This is a genomic window from Hymenobacter chitinivorans DSM 11115 (assembly GCF_002797555.1).
Classification (GTDB): domain Bacteria; phylum Bacteroidota; class Bacteroidia; order Cytophagales; family Hymenobacteraceae; genus Hymenobacter; species Hymenobacter chitinivorans.
The window spans coordinates 400,697-418,641 of record NZ_PGFA01000003.1 but is presented as its reverse complement, the minus strand read 5'-3'; the positions used below and the strand labels follow the sequence as shown (position 1 = coordinate 418,641).

20 protein-coding genes are annotated in these 17,945 nt (G+C 61.9%); 9 read left to right on the top strand and 11 right to left on the bottom strand.

The genetic code is table 11. The features are described from left to right. Positions 1-19: 19 nt before the first annotated feature. The 9 genes from rimO to CLV45_RS25160 all read right to left on the bottom strand — a co-directional run bounded on the left by rimO (position 20) and on the right by CLV45_RS25160 (position 7,491). Complete coding sequence (gene rimO, locus CLV45_RS18710; RefSeq protein WP_100337996.1) at positions 20-1,333, bottom strand: 30S ribosomal protein S12 methylthiotransferase RimO; 1,314 nt, start codon at positions 1,331-1,333, stop codon at positions 20-22. 149 nt (positions 1,334-1,482) lie between these two features. Next, the gene (locus CLV45_RS18705; protein ID WP_100337995.1) at positions 1,483-2,634 is read right to left on the bottom strand and encodes an acyltransferase family protein; all 1,152 of its coding nucleotides are present in this window, start codon (positions 2,632-2,634) and stop codon (positions 1,483-1,485) included. A 99-nt stretch (positions 2,635-2,733) separates the two neighbouring features. Further along, positions 2,734-3,453 carry a hypothetical protein gene (locus CLV45_RS18700; protein WP_100337994.1) on the bottom strand — a complete coding sequence of 240 codons (720 nt, stop codon included), beginning with the start codon at positions 3,451-3,453 and terminating at the stop codon, positions 2,734-2,736. An 86-nt stretch (positions 3,454-3,539) separates the two neighbouring features. Further along, positions 3,540-4,520: a signal recognition particle-docking protein FtsY gene (gene ftsY / locus CLV45_RS18695; protein ID WP_100337993.1), complete on the bottom strand. Its 981-nt coding sequence runs from the start codon at positions 4,518-4,520 to the stop codon at positions 3,540-3,542. A gap of 195 nt (positions 4,521-4,715) precedes the next feature. After that, complete coding sequence (locus tag CLV45_RS18690; RefSeq protein WP_073105196.1) at positions 4,716-4,877, bottom strand: DUF4295 domain-containing protein; 162 nt, start codon at positions 4,875-4,877, stop codon at positions 4,716-4,718. A 7-nt stretch (positions 4,878-4,884) separates the two neighbouring features. After that, positions 4,885-5,067, bottom strand: a complete 183-nt coding sequence (gene rpmG / locus CLV45_RS18685; protein WP_100337992.1) for a 50S ribosomal protein L33 — start codon at positions 5,065-5,067, stop codon at positions 4,885-4,887. Between the two features lie 149 nt (positions 5,068-5,216). Next, the gene (locus CLV45_RS18680; protein WP_100337991.1) at positions 5,217-6,875 is read right to left on the bottom strand and encodes an aminopeptidase P family protein; all 1,659 of its coding nucleotides are present in this window, start codon (positions 6,873-6,875) and stop codon (positions 5,217-5,219) included. Between the two features lie 96 nt (positions 6,876-6,971). After that, positions 6,972-7,211, bottom strand: coding sequence for a 50S ribosomal protein L28 (gene rpmB / locus CLV45_RS18675; protein ID WP_022825070.1), 240 nt, complete (start codon positions 7,209-7,211; stop codon positions 6,972-6,974). A gap of 97 nt (positions 7,212-7,308) precedes the next feature. Then, the gene (locus CLV45_RS25160) at positions 7,309-7,491 is read right to left on the bottom strand and encodes a DUF5522 domain-containing protein (protein WP_100337990.1); all 183 of its coding nucleotides are present in this window, start codon (positions 7,489-7,491) and stop codon (positions 7,309-7,311) included. Positions 7,492-7,624: 133 nt separating this feature from the next. On the opposite strand from CLV45_RS25160, the gene CLV45_RS18665 reads away from it, so the two are divergent. Then, positions 7,625-8,140, top strand: coding sequence for a DUF2314 domain-containing protein (locus CLV45_RS18665; RefSeq protein ID WP_100337989.1), 516 nt, complete (start codon positions 7,625-7,627; stop codon positions 8,138-8,140). 9 nt (positions 8,141-8,149) lie between these two features. On the opposite strand, the gene CLV45_RS18660 is transcribed toward CLV45_RS18665, so the two are convergent. After that, a complete protein-coding gene (locus CLV45_RS18660; RefSeq protein ID WP_170061897.1) occupies positions 8,150-9,079 on the bottom strand; it encodes an LEA type 2 family protein in 930 nt (309 codons plus the stop codon). Between the two features lie 204 nt (positions 9,080-9,283). Between CLV45_RS18660 and rocD the strand changes: the two genes are divergently transcribed. The 3 genes from rocD (at position 9,284) to CLV45_RS18645 (ending at position 12,184) form a co-directional block, all read left to right on the top strand. Next, on the top strand, positions 9,284-10,540 hold the full coding sequence (gene rocD, locus CLV45_RS18655) for an ornithine--oxo-acid transaminase (protein ID WP_100337987.1): 1,257 nt from the start codon (positions 9,284-9,286) through the stop codon (positions 10,538-10,540). 395 nt (positions 10,541-10,935) lie between these two features. Beyond that, positions 10,936-11,541, top strand: a complete 606-nt coding sequence (locus CLV45_RS18650; RefSeq protein WP_157807642.1) for an Hsp20/alpha crystallin family protein — start codon at positions 10,936-10,938, stop codon at positions 11,539-11,541. A 100-nt stretch (positions 11,542-11,641) separates the two neighbouring features. Continuing rightward, positions 11,642-12,184 (top strand): hypothetical protein, encoded by a 543-nt coding sequence (locus CLV45_RS18645; RefSeq protein WP_100337985.1) that lies wholly within the window; start codon positions 11,642-11,644, stop codon positions 12,182-12,184. 129 nt (positions 12,185-12,313) lie between these two features. Here the strand turns inward: CLV45_RS18645 and CLV45_RS18640 are convergent, their stop codons facing one another. Beyond that, entirely contained in the window at positions 12,314-12,508 is a 195-nt protein-coding gene (locus tag CLV45_RS18640) for a hypothetical protein (RefSeq protein ID WP_100337984.1), read from the bottom strand. 192 nt (positions 12,509-12,700) lie between these two features. On the opposite strand from CLV45_RS18640, the gene CLV45_RS18635 reads away from it, so the two are divergent. The 5 genes from CLV45_RS18635 to CLV45_RS18615 all read left to right on the top strand — a co-directional run bounded on the left by CLV45_RS18635 (position 12,701) and on the right by CLV45_RS18615 (position 17,819). Continuing rightward, entirely contained in the window at positions 12,701-13,279 is a 579-nt protein-coding gene (locus tag CLV45_RS18635) for a hypothetical protein (RefSeq protein ID WP_100337983.1), read from the top strand. A gap of 70 nt (positions 13,280-13,349) precedes the next feature. Continuing rightward, positions 13,350-14,342 carry a porphobilinogen synthase gene (hemB, locus tag CLV45_RS18630; protein ID WP_211289971.1) on the top strand — a complete coding sequence of 331 codons (993 nt, stop codon included), beginning with the start codon at positions 13,350-13,352 and terminating at the stop codon, positions 14,340-14,342. A gap of 228 nt (positions 14,343-14,570) precedes the next feature. Further along, complete coding sequence (locus CLV45_RS18625; protein WP_100337982.1) at positions 14,571-14,885, top strand: hypothetical protein; 315 nt, start codon at positions 14,571-14,573, stop codon at positions 14,883-14,885. Positions 14,886-14,898: 13 nt separating this feature from the next. Further along, the gene (locus CLV45_RS18620) at positions 14,899-15,852 is read left to right on the top strand and encodes a DUF6745 domain-containing protein (protein ID WP_100337981.1); all 954 of its coding nucleotides are present in this window, start codon (positions 14,899-14,901) and stop codon (positions 15,850-15,852) included. A 119-nt stretch (positions 15,853-15,971) separates the two neighbouring features. Then, positions 15,972-17,819: a vWA domain-containing protein gene (locus CLV45_RS18615; RefSeq protein WP_100337980.1), complete on the top strand. Its 1,848-nt coding sequence runs from the start codon at positions 15,972-15,974 to the stop codon at positions 17,817-17,819. Positions 17,820-17,945 lie beyond the last annotated feature (126 nt).

Here is a 17,945-nt window from a genome sequence, read left to right as displayed (position 1 = left end):
TACAGGTCGGCCGAGGCCGTTACACCAGCTTGCCGTAGAGGTCGAAGTCGGAGGCGTCGGTGATTTGCACGTTGGCAAAGCCGCCGAGCGACACGTAGGTATCGGGCGTGGCCGGCACCAGCACTTCGTTGTCCACTTCCGGCGAGTCAAACTCGGTGCGGCCCACGAAGTAGCCGCTTTCCTTCCGGTCGAACAGCACCTTGTACACGTTGCCGACTTTCTGCTCGTTGAGCTCCATCGAAATGCCCTGCTGCAGCTCCATAATCTGGTCGGCGCGGTCCTGCTTTACTTCGGCGGGCACGTCGTCGGCCAGGGTGTAGGAGTGGGTGTTGTCCTCGTGGGAGTAGGTGAAGATGCCCAGGCGCTCAAACCGGGTTTTCTCCACGAAGTCGTAGAGCTCCTCGAAATCCTGCTGGGTTTCGCCGGGGTGGCCGGCAATAAGCGTAGTGCGCAAAGCAATATCGGGCACCCGCTGCCGGATGGTATCCACCAGCTCCACCGTGCGGCGCTTGCTGATGCCGCGGCGCATGGTTTTGAGCATGTTATCCGAAATGTGCTGCAGGGGCATATCCAAGTACTTGCAGATGTTGTCCCGCTCCATCATCACGTCCAGGGCATCCAGGGGGAACTGCGACGGGTAGGCGTACTGCAGCCGGATCCAGTCGATGCCGTTCACGTCGGAGAGGTTGCGCAGGAGGTCGGCCAGCTTCCGCTCCCCGTACTTCTCCAGGCCGTAGTAGGTCAGGTCCTGGGCAATGAGAATCAGCTCCTTAGCACCCATCGAGGCCAGGCGCTTGGCTTCCTTTACCAGGTCCTCGATGGTGCGGTCTACGTGCTTGCCGCGCATCAGCGGGATGGCGCAGAACGAGCAGGGCCGGTTGCAGCCTTCGGCAATTTTGAAGTAGGCGTAGTGCCGGGGCGTGGTAATGAGCCGCTCGCCCACCAGCTCGTGCTTGTAGTCGGCCTCCAGGGTTTTCATCAGCTGGGGCAGCTCCAGGGTCCCGAAGTAGGCGTCGACCTGCGGAATTTCCACTTCCAGGTCGTCCTTGTAGCGCTGCGAGAGGCAGCCCGTCACGTAGAGCTTGTCGAGGCGGCCGGCTTCCTTCTCGTCGGCGTAGCGCAGGATGGTGTCGATGCTTTCCTGCTTGGCGTTGTCAATAAAGCCGCAGGTGTTGATAATCACGATGTTGGCGTCGCTCTTGTCGGCCTCGTGGGTTACCTGGAAGTTATTGGCCTGCAATTGTCCCATCAGCACCTCCGAATCGACGAGGTTTTTGGAACAGCCCAGGGTAATGACGTTGACTTTATTGGCCAGCTGGCTTCTTACTTTCATGCGAGTGGTATAAGCGGACGACCGGGCAATTTCTTAGCAGTGAGAAAGTTGCCGGTTGGGGTCCGCAGCGGAATTTGGTGCGCAAAGGTACGAACTCGGCAACGCCTTTTCCTACTCGGATTGTTCCTTTTCCCAGTCAAGGCCCGGCGCTACAGTCCCCGGCCGCCGGTGAGCAGGCCGTATACCGCCGGGGCCACCCGCCGCAGTCCGGCCCCCAGCAGCACGGCCAGCGCCACCACGGCCAGGGGCAGCAGCAGGTACACCAGTAGGTTTTGGCCCGGCCAAAGCCGCAGGGCCGCTTCCGTGGCATAGTTTACCAAGGGCACGTGCAGGGCGTAAATCATGAAGGAAAAGCCCGTGAGCCACCCAAACCACCGCTGCCGCATGGCCCCGCGCACCAGGGCATCGGTGCCGAACCACATAACTACTACGCCCAGGCCCTCGCCGGCCCGGTGCAGCAGCAGCATCGGGATAAAGGGCGGGTGGTCGGAGGCAAAGGCCAGGTAGGTTTTCCCGGCCAGCACCGCCAGCCAAACCACCACCAGCACGCCCGGCCGTAGCCAGCGGGGCGGCGTGAGCAGGTTTACGTCGCGCTTTTGCAGCCAGATGCCCAGCGCAAAAAAGACCAGCCCCGTGCCCTCCAGCAGCGGCGGCACGCTGATTTCGAGCAGCCACAGCAGTCCGGCTACGCCAAAATAGATGGTTGGCGCCTGCAACACCGCCTTGCGCAGCCACGGGTAGGCCAGGTTATACACCAGCAGGCTGCGCAGAAACCACAGCTGAAACGGCACCGGCAGCAGCAGCCACCGCAGCAGCAGTTCCTTGGCACTGTAGCCACTCACCAGCGGATTGTCGGGCCCGAAAACGCTCAGCTCGGCGGCCAGCACCAGCTGCCGGGTGGGCGGGTACTGCTCCAGGGCCCAGGTGAAGCCCAGCCCGAGGGCACTCCAGAGCAGGTAGGGCACCAGCAGCGTCAGCACCCGGCGCTTCACCCGGACTTTGTGCGAGGCCCTAGTGTCGTGAAACGCAAACAGGTAGCCGGAAATGGCAAATAGAATCGGGATGCGGAAGCGCAGCAGCCCGTTGGCCAGGAAATACTGCAGAAAGCTGCCTACCGACAGAGGCTCGTCTACCGGCGTCCAGGGCTGCAGGTAGCGGGAGTGCAGGTTGTAGCCGTGCACGTACACCAGCAGCACCATGGCCACCAACGACCAGAACCGCAGCTTCTGGCTCAGAAATGGGTCGAGACGGGCCGGAGTAGCTTCGGCTACCGACGCTTCGGGGGAGGAAACAGGCTGCATATTCTGGCAGATGCACCTGGAAGCAAATCAGTTGTCTAGCTAGCTTTCCACTTCGCCCTAACTTAGTGGATGCGTGTACCAAAGGCCAATCAGCAGCCCTTACCCACGGTTTTCGGTTACTTGCTCGTGCTTGGCAATGAGGGCCTGCATCAGCTGCTGAGCCGCTACCAGTACGGGCCCGCCCATTTCATCCTCCCACAGCGTGTTAAACGGAGCCTGCCCAAAGTGCAGCCCCGAGGGCGTGAGTAGGTTAAGGCGCACCTGCCCCGGGCCCGGCGCGGCGGGGCGGGCCTCTTCCCAGGGCCCAATCCGGTCGGCAACCCGCTGCCCGGCCGCCCGCAAGGCCCCGATATGCGGTGCCAGCGAATCGTCGGGATTTTCCCACACCACGCCGGCCCCGCTGTAGTTGTAATAGCGCGCCGAGCCGTCGGCGTAAGCGGCCAACAGGTCCAGACCCTGTTCCAGGCCTACTTCCACCACCACGCCCAGTACCTGCTTAGCGGTTTCAGACGGCGGCGCCACGCCCAGCTCCCGCAAGGCCTGCCAGGCCTGCAAATACTGCCGCGACTCCAGCTTCGGAGTAGTCAACACCTGCCGGAGGGCTTGCTCGGCGGCAGCCGTGTCGCCCTGGGCGCGGGCCTGCTGCGCCGCCGCAAACCACTTCCAGGGCTCCTGTCCGCGCACCTCCGAGTCGGCGGCGGGCCACTGAGCCGAGGGCAGGTCGCCGAACAGCAGCTCACGGATGCTGGTGGGCGGTGGGACTGAAGCTGGAGCCGGGGCTGGCCCTTTGAGTTTGTTGAAGAATTGCCGAAAGCCCATAGCGTCGCGTTGAATGGTCGGGCCAAAGTAACGCAAAAGCGCCACCGCGGCGGGCGGTGGCGCTTTACATTGAGCAGTCGGTCAGCTTACTTTTTCGAAAACAGCGAGTTGACGTAGGTATGCCGGTCGAACAGCTGCAAATCGGTCATCTTCTCACCCACCCCAATGTAGCGCACCGGGATGTTAAACTGGTCGGAAATGCCAATCACCACGCCGCCCTTGGCCGTGCCGTCGAGCTTGGTAATGGCCAACGCCGTCACCTCAGTGGCTTTGGTAAACTCCTTGGCCTGCAAAAAGGCGTTCTGCCCCGTGCTGCCATCCAGCACCAGCAACACTTCGTGGGGCGCATCGGGAATTACCTTCTGCATCACCCGCTTGATCTTGCTGAGCTCGTTCATCAGGTTCACCTTGTTGTGCAAACGGCCGGCCGTATCAATAATGACGACGTCGGCGCCCATTTCCACACCTTTCTGCACCGCGTCGTAGGCCACGGAGGCCGGGTCGGTGTTCATGCCGTGCGAAATAACGGGTACGCCCACGCGCTGCCCCCAGATGATAAGCTGATCCACGGCGGCGGCCCGGAAGGTGTCGGCGGCGCCGAGCACCACTTTCTTACCGGCCGAGTGGAAGCGGTGAGCCAGCTTGCCGATGGTCGTGGTTTTGCCCACGCCGTTCACGCCCACCACCATAATCACGAAGGGCTGCCCGTTGTTGTCGGCCCGGTCGAGGATGGCCCGGGAGCCGGTAGCTCCGCTGTTGCCGTCGAGCAGGCCCGCAATTTCCTCGCGCAGGATGCGGTCCAGCTCGCCGGTGCTCACGTACTTGTCGCGGGCCACGCGCTTCTCGATGCGGTCAATGACTTTGACCGTGGTTTCGATGCCCACGTCGGCATGCACCAGCACGCTTTCCAGGTCGTCGAGCACGGCTTCGTCGACCGTCGCCTTGCCGACTACGGCCTTGCTGAGCTGCTCGAAAAAGCTGGATTTAGACTTCTCCAGGCCTTTGTCCAGCGACTCTTGCTGTTCCTTGCTCTCCTTGTCCTTCTTAAAGAAATCGAAAAGTCCCATTCGCTAGTGCTTGATGCTTAGTTGTTGGCGCTTAGTTGCGCAACGGCCACAAGGCCGCTGCAAGGTTGCTTTTTATCCGCGGTTCAGCACTAAGCCCAATCCGGCAAGCACGCGCAACAAATCCTTTTACACGCAAAAAAGTCCCACGGCGGCGGGACTTCTTCACTTCATTCAGGTACGCCCGAAGGCGCCGAATTACTTCGTGCCGGAGGCAATAAACTCCTGCACTTTGTCAACTGGTACCATCTCCTCGCGGAAGGTGTAAGCGCCGGTTTTAGGCGACTTTACAGCGCGGATGACCTTTGCCCAGTCTTTGCCGCCTGCTACTTTCAGGGTTGCTACTACTTTCTTAGCCATCGCTCAATTACTTGATTTCCTTGTGGACGGTCATTTTCTTGAGCACGGGGTTGAACTTCTTCAACTCAACACGCTCAGGCGTATTCTTACGGTTCTTGGTGGTAATGTAGCGCGAGGTGCCCGGCATACCCGAGTTCTTGTGCTCGGTGCACTCCAGGATTACCTGCACCCGGTTTCCTTTCTTAGCCATCTCGACTTGGGGTTTTGGATTAAGGACTGCAAAGGTACAAGTGTTTTCGGAATTGTCAAACCGTCAGCCAAATAGTAGCATAGATTTTTCCGGTTTTACGCGTAAACCCACCGAAAGCGCCCTTAATTCCCCTATTCACTCAGCAGCAGCTACTTCAGAACCGGCAGTTTGAAATTGTCCAGGGCGCTGGATTTAGCCATGGTCGCCTCGATTTCGGCTACTGTGCGCGGAGCCCCGGCCGACAGGTTCTCGTAGCCGGCCTTGGTAATTAGCACGTCATCTTCAATCCGGACGCCGATATTCCACCATTTCGGGTCGCAGGGGCTGTTGGCGGGAATGTAGATGCCGGGCTCCACGGTGATGACCACGCCGGGCTGTAGGGGCCGGTAAGTGCCCCGGTCGTGCACGTCGAGGCCCAGGTAGTGGCTGGTGCCGTGGGGAAAGTAGCGGCGGGCCTCGGCGGCGTCCTTAATGATGCCGAGCTTGAGCAGGCCCTCGTTGATAACCTGCTGGGCGGCTCTGTGGGGGCCCTGAAACTCGCTGCCGGGCTTGCACTCCTTGAAAGCGGCTTCCTGGGCGGCCAGCACGAGCTCGTAAATCTGGCGCTGGGCCGGGGAAAACTTGCCGCTGGGTGGGGCCGTGCGGGTCACGTCGGCGGAGTAGCCGTGGTACTCGGCCCCGCAGTCCATCAGGATCAGGTCGTTGCCGAGGCGGGGCTTGTCGTTGGTTTCGTAGTGCAGAATGCAGCCGTTGGCCCCGGCCCCGACGATGCTGGGGTAGCCCTCAAACTCGGCCCCGTAGGTACGGTACACGTACTCGTGGATGCCCTGCACGGCGTTTTCCGACATATCGGGCCGCAGGGCCTTCATGACTTCCTGCTGGCCGGTGGTGGAAATCTGAATGGCCCGGCGCAGCAGCTTGATTTCCTCCGGCGTCTTGATTTCGCGCAGGCCACTGAGTACTTCCGCCATGGTAGAACCGTCGTAGCGGCCGGGTACGGGCTTATTGGCAACGGCTTTCTGCCGCTCGGCCTCGGTGGTGGCTTTGCGGTAGGCCTGGATGTAGGGGTCGGCGGCCACGGCGGGCAGGGCCTGGCTCTGGGCTTCGAGGTAGGGCAGCAGGTTGGCGGCGTTGGCCAGGCCCGCCCGCTGAATCAGACTGCGCAGCTCGTTTACGGCCGGATTATAGTCGGCCGGCACGCCCGCCAGACGGCGAAAATCGGCTACAAGATTGTAGAGGTCGGCCGGGTCGCGGGCTTCGTCGCGCACATCGGCGGGCAAGTCCAGGAAGAGTACCTGGCCAAAGTCGGCCCACTTGATACCGGCGGTGGCAAAGGCTTTATTGTCGGCGGTGTACTGGAGCTGAAGCTGCTCTTTGGCCCCGGCGGCCCCCAGCCGGCGGCCGGTCCAGGACTCCCGCTGCGGGTCGCGGGGCTGGGTAAACAGGGCCTCCGTGATGCCACTCTGCCCGCCGATGGTCTGGGGCTCCTTGAAGAGCACCAGCACCGCGTGGGGCTCGGTGTAGCCGGTCAGGTAATAGAAATCCGGATCCTGGTGGTAGATGAAGTCCACGTCGTTGGCCCGGTTGCGGACGGGGGCCGCAAACAAAACGGCAACGGAGTGAGCCGGCAGCGCTTGGCGCAGCAGCTCTCTCCGTTGCCGGTGAAATGCGGGGTCCAGGAAATCAGTGGGACGTTCGGCAGCGGCAGTACGCTGAGCGCGAACTTCCGACGTGAGGCCAGCCAGTGAAGCCGTCAGGGCGACGGTCAGGAATACCCGGGACGATTTTAACAGAAGGGGATAGAGCATAAGTACGGCAAGGACCCCAAACCGCCCGGCACGTTGCGTGCGGGGTCAGTTCAGCGGATTCGGCCGTAAGATAGTGCTCCGGGCTTCCGGAAAAATCTAGTAAACGATGAAGCCCTGCTCCTTGGCCTTCTTCAGGACCGACATGATGCCGTTCTTGTTGATGGTCCGGATGGTGCTGGTAGCTACTTTCAACGTAACCCAAGAATCCTCTTCGGGGATGTAGAAGCGCTTCTTCTGCAGGTTCGGGTAGAACTTGCGCTTGGTTTTGTTGTTGGCGTGCGAAACGTTGTTGCCTACGCGGGTACGCTTGCCGGTCAGATCACAAACTCGTGCCATGATATCGAGGGACTTAGAGGTTTCAATGCTGGAAAAAGGGACGCAAATATCGGTATTTACGGGACAGTAACAAACCGGTGCGCTGAAAAATAAGCGGTTAGCCCTGGTTTGGGGCCTTGGGCGCGGGCTTACTGGTGCGGGAAAAACCCCACGGACAGTGTCGGCAGCCACTTTTACAGCAGAATCCGCGGCGCAAATGATATTGTTCGGTAAAGACCATAAAACCTTCCGGGGTCAGGTAATAGTCGCCCGGCTGCAGGGGTTGCGGTTGGAGTGCCATACGGCGGCAAGTTACCACCAAAAGCGCCGCGGCCTGCTGCCCCCGTAGCTGGCGGCCTAGCTTGGCTGGCTAAAATGGCGCCCTTTTCGTACCTTAGAACACCCGCTGCACCCCGGCTGCCGCCGGCCCTGCCATGTCCTCATTCCGCGCTGCTTTTCTGTCGTTATTGCTGCTGCCCGGCTTGGGATTCTCGGCCTGGGCCCAGCAAGCGGTGCCCGACAAGCCCGTAAGCATAGCCACCGGGACCGAGGCCGGCTCGGTGGGCCCAGCCCAGTCCATGGCTCTGTTCGACCAGCTGATTGCCAAGCCCATGAAAGAGGCCCTGCGCACGTTGCCCCAGGCCAAAAAACGGTTTGAGGCGGGCCTGAAGCCGGGCGAAACGTTCTACCTGACTACCCGCGTCGTGGACGCCGACGGCAAGTTTGAGCAGGTGTTTGTGCAGGTCCGGCAGTGGGAGGATACCTACGTGCAGGGCACCATTGCCAATGCGTTGCAAATCGTGCAGGGCTACAGCACCGGCCAAACCCTGGAATTCACGACCAGCGCCGTCTACGATTGGACCATCGTGCGGGCCGACGGCTCGGAAGAGGGCAACTACGTGGGCAAGTTCCTCGACATTCAGAACCGGCTCGACCGGCTGGGCGAGTAAGGGGGCCGGTTATTCGCCCTCACCCTTCTTGGGAATATTCTTCAAATCCTCCAGGTTGCCGGTGCTGGCGAAGTTCATGGTCATGTCCTTGGGGTTGTGCTGGCCGGCGGCTACTACTACGTGGCCGTCCAGCTTATAGGGCGTTTTTTCGGCTTTAAATAAGGTTTTGAAGGCAACCTTGGGCATGCTTTTGGGCTCGAAGCGCACCCGAATCGGCATCATTTCGGTGCCCCTGGTGCGGAACGAGACGTCCTTTTCCTCCGTGCCCTGCACCTGCATATCGTCGCTGATGCGGAAGTCGTACTTCACCTGCCGGATGGTGAAGGGAAACGGGTTGTAGTTGGTGACTTTCAGGTTGACCACGGCCTCCCCGTTTTTCAGGCCCAGGTGCTCCACGTCGATGTCGGCCACCTCGATTTTGGGCATTTTGGGCACGTAGACGCGCTTGGTGACTTCCACCGGAATCTGCTGGGAGCCGGCGACGGGCAGCGTCGTAAACAGGGTCATGACCATCTGCACGTCGACGCAGTCCTGCTGGCTGGTTTTGATTTTGTCCCGGACTTTGCTCAAATCCACGGACATGGGCACGGTTAGGTGGCTGACGCCCTTGCTTTGGAGCACGGTGCCCCGGTCTTTGGCGCCGTGGGCCAGCTCGGCGCCGTCCACCCGGGTCACGTAGCGGAAGCTGTCGACTTTGAGGGTGATGGGCATCTGGTTGCGCAAATCGACCTTCATCTGGGCCTGCAGCTCACTGGGCGTAATGTTGCCCACGGTCATGGTGGCGTTTTCCAGGGTGGGCAGCAGTTCCTTGCCTTTCTGGGCCAGCACCTGCTTGCCCTTGTCGGAGCGGAAATACAGGTAAGCGCCGGCGCCGAGCAGCAGGAGCAGCAGCAGAATCCAGAGGCCGGGATGACGGCGGGAAGCAGAACGGGTAGCCATGATGAGTAGGGTAAGAATGAGACACGGCGCCCGAAGCTCAACAATAAAACATTGATATTCAGGCACATATATTTTAAGCTTACGTATTCCGGCCATTCGTTTGTTATAGCCCAGCTGCCACTTTTCGCGCGCCTAACGCCTTGCGGGCTTTTGCGTAGTTTTGGGCTAGCTGAATTCCTTTCCTTGGCTTAACTCCCTCCCACCATGCACGCTACCCCCACCCAATCCGCCTCCACCACCAGCCGCAGCCAGGAGCTGATGGCTTTGGAAGACCGTTACGGCGCCCACAATTACCACCCCCTACCCGTGGTGCTCAGCCGGGGCGAAGGAGTGCACGTGTGGGACGTGGAAGGCAAGCAGTACTTCGACTTTCTCTCGGCCTATTCCGCTGTCAATCAAGGCCATTGCCACCCCCGCATTGTGGGAGCCATGGTGGAGCAGGCCCAGAAGCTGACCCTGACGTCCCGCGCTTTTTTCAACGACCAGCTCGGGCCGGCCGAAAAGCAGCTCTGTGAGCTATTTGGCTACGACAAGGCCCTGCTGATGAACTCCGGGGCCGAAGCCGTGGAAACCGCCCTGAAGCTGGCCCGCAAGTGGGGCTACCAGGAAAAAGGCATTGCCCCCAACCAGGCCCGGATTCTGGTGGCTGAGCACAACTTCCACGGCCGCACCACCGGCATCATCTCCTTCAGCACCGACGCCGACAGCACCGGCGGCTTCGGCCCCTACATGCCCGGCTACCAGGTGGTGCCCTACGACGACCTGGCCGCGCTGGAAGCAGCTCTCCAGGACCCGCACGTCTGCGGCTTTCTGGTGGAGCCCATTCAGGGCGAAGCCGGCGTGATGGTGCCTTCCGACGGCTACCTGGCCCACGCCCACGCCCTGTGCAAGCAGCACAACGTGCTCTTCATTGCCGACGAAATCCAGACCGGGCTGGGCCGTACCGGCGAACTGCTGGCCGTGTGCTACGAAGGCGTGCACGCCAACATCCTGATTCTGGGCAAGGCTTTGTCGGGCGGCACGATGCCGGTATCGGCGGTGCTGGCTTCGGATGCCGTTATGCTCACCATTCAGCCCGGGCAGCACGGCTCCACCTTCGGCGGCAACCCGCTGGCCTGCGTGGTGCTGCGCGCCGCCCTCGACGTGCTCCACGACGAGCACCTGATCAGCAACTCCAAGGCCCAGGGGGAAGTGTTCCGGGAGCGGATGCGCCGGGTGATGGCCAAGCGCCCCGAAGTGGTGGAGCTGGTGCGCGGCAAGGGTTTGCTCAACGCGGTGGTTATCAAGCCCCACGCCGACGGCCGCACCGCCTGGGACGTATGCGTGAGTTTGATGGAGCGGGGCCTGCTGGCCAAGCCCACCCACGGCGACATTATCCGCTTTGCCCCGCCCCTGGTCATTACCGAGGAGCAGATGCACGAGGCCTGCGACATTATCGAAGAGGTGATTCTGGCCTTCTAAGCCACCGTTTACCTTGCTTAATTAAGCGGGCCTTCCACACTGGAAGGCCCGCTTTTTTTGTTCTCGCGCCAGGGCCGGCCACCCAGCTTTTGCCCGCGGCAAAAGCTACTGCCGCGCCTACGTACTGGCCGTAAGCCCGCCTTATAAATCGGGACGAAAAGCTCAGTTTAACTACTGAAATCGGGGCAAATAGCCCGCTCGTCAGCAACATGCGGCCCGCGGCTCAGGTATCGGCAAGCAGTGGCGCTCCGACCCGCATTCCGCTTCCCGACGGTGCTTCCTGGCGTCTTACGCTCCAACTGTGGGCCCGGCGCCTTTCCTGCTCCAATTCTACCCTTTTCCCTACCAACCCAACCTACTTTTCTTTCACCCAGTCCCTTTTAACCCACTTTCGCATGGCTATTCACAAGTATCAGGACCCGTTTGCCGACATGATGCCCGCGACTTTCAGCTCGATGCTGGACCGGTTCTTCAACGACTCGTTGGCGGCCCGGGGGCGCGTGGCCAGCTTCTCGCCCCAGGTGGATGCCTACGAAACCGAGCAGGGCTACCAGATTGAAGCGGCCCTATCTGGCCTCAAGCGCGAAGACATCAAAGTGGACTTTCACCGGGGCCGCCTCACGATTTCGGGGGAAACAAGCATGCAAAGTGAGCAGAACCAGCGCCGCTACCACGTGGTGGAAAGCGCCTTCGGCTCGTTTCAACGCTCTTCCCAACTGCCCGAAACCGTGGGCCCGAGCCGCATTGAGGACTCGTTTGAGGATGGCATGCTGCGCATCGTGGTACCCAAGGACGAGCAGAAAACCATGCGGCACCAGATTCAGATTCGGGGCGGGCAGCGCGAAAACGGCGGCGCGCAACTCTCGGGCCGCGTGAGCCAGCAGGCCCCCGACGTGCCGGTGCAGAGTGATGGCACGGCTGCGGACGGGCAAAGCCCGGCGCAGGATCAGGGCCAGGAGGGCCCCGTGGCTAGTGCGGAAGACAGTAGTTCGAGCGGCTAGGTCTTCGGCTACGCTCCTGCAACCCCGCGCAACCCTGCCCCCTACTTTCCCGAAAGCTAAGCGGGCCGCCTTATCTTGGCGGTCCGCTTACTTTTTGCCCATGACCGTACTTTCCGCCCGCCGCCTGGCACTTTGCGCTATTATCCTGCTCACCAGCTGCCGCAGCGAAAAGGTGGCTTTTCAGTTCCGCCCTGCGTCAGCCGCCGCTACTTCTGCTTCCGCAGTTGCCGAAATGCCGAATTTGGCTTCCCTGACACCCGAACCCGGCCCGGAACCCGAACAACCAGCACCAGCTCAGGAAGCCCAGCCCAAGCGTAGTCGGGCCCTGGCCGCCCGCCCGACTACACCCAGCCGGCAGCTGACCCGCCCCCAGTTGCGCCCCGCCCGGCAGGAAGCCCAAGGCCTGCGGGCCCGACAGGCGGCGCGGCCCCGGCGGGCGGCCGACAACGAATCGGACGTGCTGCACGTGGTGCTGGGCTCTTTGCTCATTATCGGCGGCGTTATTCTCGGGCTGCTCATTGGGGGCTGGCTGGGCCTGGGCGTGGGCGCGGGCGTGGTTATTCTGGGCTATTACTTTCTGGTGATGGGCATCGGGGGTTCCCATGCCTGGCGGGAAATTTTCCAGGAGTTTTTCAATCTATAGCTGGAGCGCCGGCCCAGTACCCTCACCGGCCGGCATCCTAATTGTCGATAAGTAGGTTGCTAACAGAGCGAGGCCCACCCACCGTCGGCAGACGATGCGCGGGCCTCGGTGGTAAAGGGCGCGGGACGGCTAGCCGTTGCTCTTGCCTTTCTTGGCCCCACCGCTGTGGCCTTCCCGGCTGGGCTTATTCTCGCCGCGGGTGTTATCGGCGCCGCCGGCGACGGGGCCTTCGTGGGGGCCGCTGGGCTGGCCGGGGATGCCGGGGGCTTTCTTGCCGGTTTCGGCGCTGTTGGGGTGCTGGGGAGTTTGCTTGCTGTCTTTCATGGCTGTCGTCAGAATTGGTGGTAAATAGCGCAGTGAGGCGCGGACACCTCGCCGGTTTTTACGGCCAATCCGGCGGCGGGGTCCGGAAAAATTTGGTGCTTTTTAGTAGCGTTGAGCTTCGTATTGAACCCGTTACGGCATTTTGCCGGGCTGCTTTCCGGCCGCGGCCCATGCCACAGCTACTGGCTTACTATGTCTCCATTTTTTATCAACCCGCGCCAATTTACCCGCTTGCCCTACATGTGGTTTGGGCTGCTTCTACCGAGCTCTTTGGCTAGCTACCGGAGCGAAAAAGCCGCGTTTCACTTCACGGCCCCGGTCGTTTCGGCCCCGGCACCCGCCGCTTTGCCCGAGCCCCGGCCCCCCGTAGCTTCGCGTGCTGCCTCGCCCCGCACGACCAGCCCCGAGCCGGTGCTTCCCGCGCTACGCGTTGGTATTTCCCGCACTTCGCTCAGGCCGGCCACCGAAACCCAGGCGGCCCGCCACCTCACCCGGCCCATTTCCCGCGGAGCCTCCCAGGCCCGCCCGGCGCCCCACGCCCCAGTCCTGGCGCCCCACGCCCCAGTCCTGGCGCCCCGCAAGCCCCGGCAGGCCCTGTCGGCCACCGGGAGCTTCCTGCAGATTCTGGGCACGGCTGTGTTTGTGGCCGGCATTGTGCTGGGGCTGGTAATGGGGGGCTGGGCCGGTTTTGGCATCTTTGCCCTGGGCGCGGTGCTGGGTCTGCTGCTGGCGTTCTGGGGCAGCTTTATTATCGACGGTGAACTGCCGTAAGTCTGCCCGGCTGCGCAACCTTATCTTTGCCGGCGTTGTTTTGCCCGGTTGAATCTTTCCAAACGTATCAATGGCCATCCTCCCCACTCACCGCCCTCGGCGCAACCGTAAGTCTGAAGTCATCCGCAACATGGTGCAGGAAACCAACCTGACTACCCACGACTTCATCTACCCGGTGTTCCTGATTGAGGGCCAGAATCAAACCCTGGAAGTAAGCTCGATGCCGGGCATTCACCGCTTCACCGCCGACCGTCTCATCGACGAAATCGGCCAGGCCGTGGAGCTGGGCATCAAAGCCTTTGCACCTTTTCCAAGCATTAATGACGCCCTCAAGGACCGCTTGGCCAAGGAATCGGCCAACCCCGAAGGCCTGTACCTGAAAACCGTAGCCGACATCAAGCGGCAGTTTCCCGATGTGGTCATCATGACCGACGTGGCCATGGACCCCTACTCCTCCGACGGGCACGACGGCGTGGTGGACCCGGAGTCGGGTGAAATCCTGAACGATGCTTCCCTGGAAGTACTGGGCCAGATGGCCCTGGCCCAGGCCCGGGCCGGCGCCGACATTATCGGCCCCTCCGACATGATGGACGGCCGCGTGGCCTGGATTCGGGACGTGTTGGACCGCAACGCTTTTTCGCACGTGAGCATTATGAGCTACACGGCCAAGTACGCTTCGGCCTTCTATGGTCCCTTCCGCGACGCGCTGGACTCGGCGCCCAAGAAAGGTGACAAGAAAAGCTACCAGATGAACCCGGCCAACAAGCGCGAAGCCCTGCGTGAGCTGGCTCTCGACGAGCAGGAAGGCGCCGACATGGTGATGGTAAAGCCCGCCCTGAGCTACCTCGACGTGATTCACGTAGTGAAAGAAAAGACCCACCTGCCCGTGACGGCCTACAACGTATCCGGCGAGTACGCCATGATTAAGGCCGCCGCCCGCAACGGCTGGGTCGATGGCGAAAAGACCATGATGGAAGTGCTGCTCAGCATCAAGCGCGCCGGCGCTGACGCCATCCTGACCTACTTTGCCAAGGAAGCCGCCGAGGTGTTGCGCCGCGGCTAAGCTCCCTTGCTGAGCTCAAAACAAACGCACTATATATAAAAGGCCGTTCTGCTTGGCAGAACGGCCTTTTGCGCTTTTACAGAGGACTCAATACTAAATTAATTAGTAAATATTTCTTTCATATATAGCCTTAATTCGAGCCATTTCGTAATATTACGCAAGCAATGAGTAGCCATCAGCTCCACTTCTTTAGCAAATAGTTTTTAGCAAACCATTTTAGCAAACGCCATGACTCAATCCCCTTTTCAGTATCGCCACGGTGACGTCCTGATTGCTCCGGTGGCGGCCTTGCCCGCCGGCGCGGTGCCGCGGACGGGTTTGGTGCTGGCCCACGGTGAGCATACCGGGCACAGTCACCGCATTCGGGAATCTGGAGCGGCCAGCCTCTACGTGTACGGCAAGGAACTGTATCTGCTGGTTTCCGCCCCCACGGCGACGGTAGTCCACGAAGAGCACCGGCCCATTGAGTTGCCGGTGGGCGTGTACCGCGTCTGGCAGCAGCGCGAATACACCCCTTCTGCCATCCGGACCGTAGTAGATTAAAAATCTGCCGCTTATGTTCAGCATCAACGCCCGGGGCCGCCACCTGCGCAAGCCCGCTGCCCAAGCTCCGCCGGCTGCCGAGCCAGCCGCACCCTACAGCACCCGTCCGCCCAGCGCACCGGCTCCTACCTATCCACTCGTTCCGCCTACTGGCCCGGTGCGCGCTACGCCGGAGGTGGCGCGGGCCCTGCTGCTGTCGGGCCGCCAGCCCGACGAGCTGATCGTCAGCGGGGCGCTGCGGCTGAACGGCGAGCCGCGGCTGCGGGAGTTGCCCCGGTTTCTGGAATGCACCCACCTGGAAGTTAACGACTGCCCCAACCTGGAGCTGCTGCCCGAGCGCCTGCGCGCTACCAGCGTGCAGGCGGCCCGCACCGCCGTCCGGGAGCTGACCGGCGACTGGCTGGTGCGCGAAACGCTCAACCTGAGCGGTAACCGGCAGCTGCGGCGCCTGCCCGAGCGCCTCACGGCCCGCGCCCTGGACGTCTCCAGCTGCTCTTTGCTGGTGCAGCTGCCGGCCACGATTCACCTGACCCACTGGCTGGAAGTAGCCGGCAGTGGCCTTACCGGCCTGCCCAGCGGCCTGCGGGTAAATATTCACTGGCAGGGCACGGCCGTGGACGAGCGGACCGCCTTCCGGCCCGAGGATCTGAAGGCCGTCGATATTCTGAACGTGCGCAACGTGACGCGGCGACGGGTGCTACTGGAGCGGTTCGGCCTCGACCGGTTTGTGCAAGAAGTAGGCGGCCTGATTATCGACCGGGACCGGGATGCCGGCGGGGAGCGGCAGCTGCTGAGCATCCCGCTGGAGGGCGACGAGCCCATTGTGGCTCTGCGCGTCATCTGTCCCTCCACGGCCCACACGTACGTGCTCCGGGTGCCGCCCCACCTCCGCACCTGCCGCCGGGCCGCCGCGTGGCTGGCCGGTTTCGAGAATGAGCACGACTACCGGCCTTTGATTGAGACCTAAGGGGCGTGGGCATATAGCCCAAAATGAATATGTAATTTCTTAACTACTTTCCCGCCCCTGGTCCAGGTGTGGGCCGGGTTTTACTTGCCCTATTTTCCCTATTTCCTTTCCATTTCCCTATGCAAATAACTCAGCAGCCCACCACCCCGGTGCTTCTCGAAAACCTGGCCGATACGACCAGTTTGCTGTTAAAATTTCGGGAAGACGTCCCCAATCCGCAGCGCCGCCCGCTGAATGTGGCCCTCGTAATTGACCGTAGCGGCAGCATGGCCGGGGCCCCGCTTCGCTATGCCTTGCAGGCCGCCGCCAACTTCGTAGACCGCCTCACCGCCGACGACCGGCTGAGTATTGTCGTGTACGACGACGTAGTGAGCACCCTGCTAGATGCCCAGCTCGTGACCGACAAGGACGGTATCAAGCGCATGTTGCAAGGAGTGCGGGCCGGGGGCCTCACCAACCTGAGCGGGGGCTGGCTGCAGGGCTGCGAGCTGGTAGCCAAGCACAAAACCGACCAGCACGTCAACCGCGTGCTGCTGCTCACCGACGGGCAGGCCAACAACGGCATTACCAACCCCGCCATCCTGATTAATACCGCCGCCAAAAAGGCTGAGGAAGGTATTACAACGACCACCCTGGGCTTCGGGAGCCATTTCGAGGAAGATTTGCTGATTGGTATGGCCCGGGCCGCCGCCGGCAACTTCTACTTCATTCAGTCCCTGGACGATGCGGCCGACGTGTTCGGCATTGAGCTCGACAGCCTTAAAGCCATTGCTGCCCAAAACCTGACCGTTACGCTCACGCCCATCAACGCCACGGAAATCGGGGATGTGCTGAGCCTGGCCCGGCAGGAAGCCCAGTCCGATGGCCGCATGGTCCTGCACCTGGGCGACGTGTACGAGAATGAGGACAAGGTTCTGGGGCTGCAATTACGACTACCGGCCCTGCCTACCGGCGCCCACCAGCTGCTGCACGTAGCCTACCGGGCCGACGCCATTCGCAACGGTAGCATTGAGGCTATTGCCGGCGAGCATACGGTGCAAGTTACGGCTGGCAGCATTGAGGCCGTGGCCGTGGCTTCCGATGGGGGCGTCATGCTGGAACTGGCCCGCCTGCGCATTGCCCGCGACAAAGAGCGGGCCGTGGACCTGGCCGACGCCGGTAAGCACGCCGAGGCGGAGGCCTTGCTTCACCAGCTGGTGGCCGAGCTAACTGCCAAAGGCCTGCACGAGCACTTTGAGATTGCCGAGGAAATTGACCAGATCAACCACTACGCCCAGCGCATTGCCAGCCGCCACCTCGACAACGAGAGCCGCAAGGAGCTGCGCGACCAAGCCTTCCAGGGCCGCCGGGCCCGGGTTGACTTGGCCGGCCGGGGGGTGAGCGTCGACCAGGCGGCCCACGCTCTGCCGGTGGTGAGCGAGCCGGGCACGGGCGTCGAGCTGGTTTGCTTCCGCGAGGGCGGCAAGCTGCGCGTGCGGGTCGTATCGGCCGGCTTCGACGATTTGAACATCCAGTTTCCCCGGGCTATTCGGGCCGAGGGCGCCCACTATATCGTGGAGGAGCTGGAACGCAGTGCCGATGGTACTTTTTACCGGGCCAAGGGCACCATTACCCGCCTGGTGCGGCCGGGCGAAACCGATCCGCTGGCCGGCGGCCACTCTGGCTCCTCGCGCAGCCGCAGTACGGGCAGCACCAGTGCCCGGGCGGCCAAGCCCGCCGCCACCCTGGCCGATTTGGAAGAAACGGACACCATTGGCTCGGGCATCCTGATTCAGTGCGTAAAAGACGGGAGCAAGCTGCGGGCCCGCGTGGTGAGCGACGGTTTCGACCCCAACTGGAACATGCGCTTCCCCCGCGGCATCCGCGACGAAAGCACCCTGTTCGTAGTGGAGCAAGTGAATACCGCACCCGACGGCAAGTCCTACATTGCCAGCGGCGAAATCAAAAAGTTTGTGCAAACCACCTAGGCCAGCGCTAAACGCCCTAGTAAGCAGCCCGGAGTTCCTGTCGAGACAGGCGGCTCCGGGCTGTTGTGTTGGGGCCATACCACTGAATCCGTGGTTCCGGGCCGCCGTTCTGACTCAGCCCAGGCT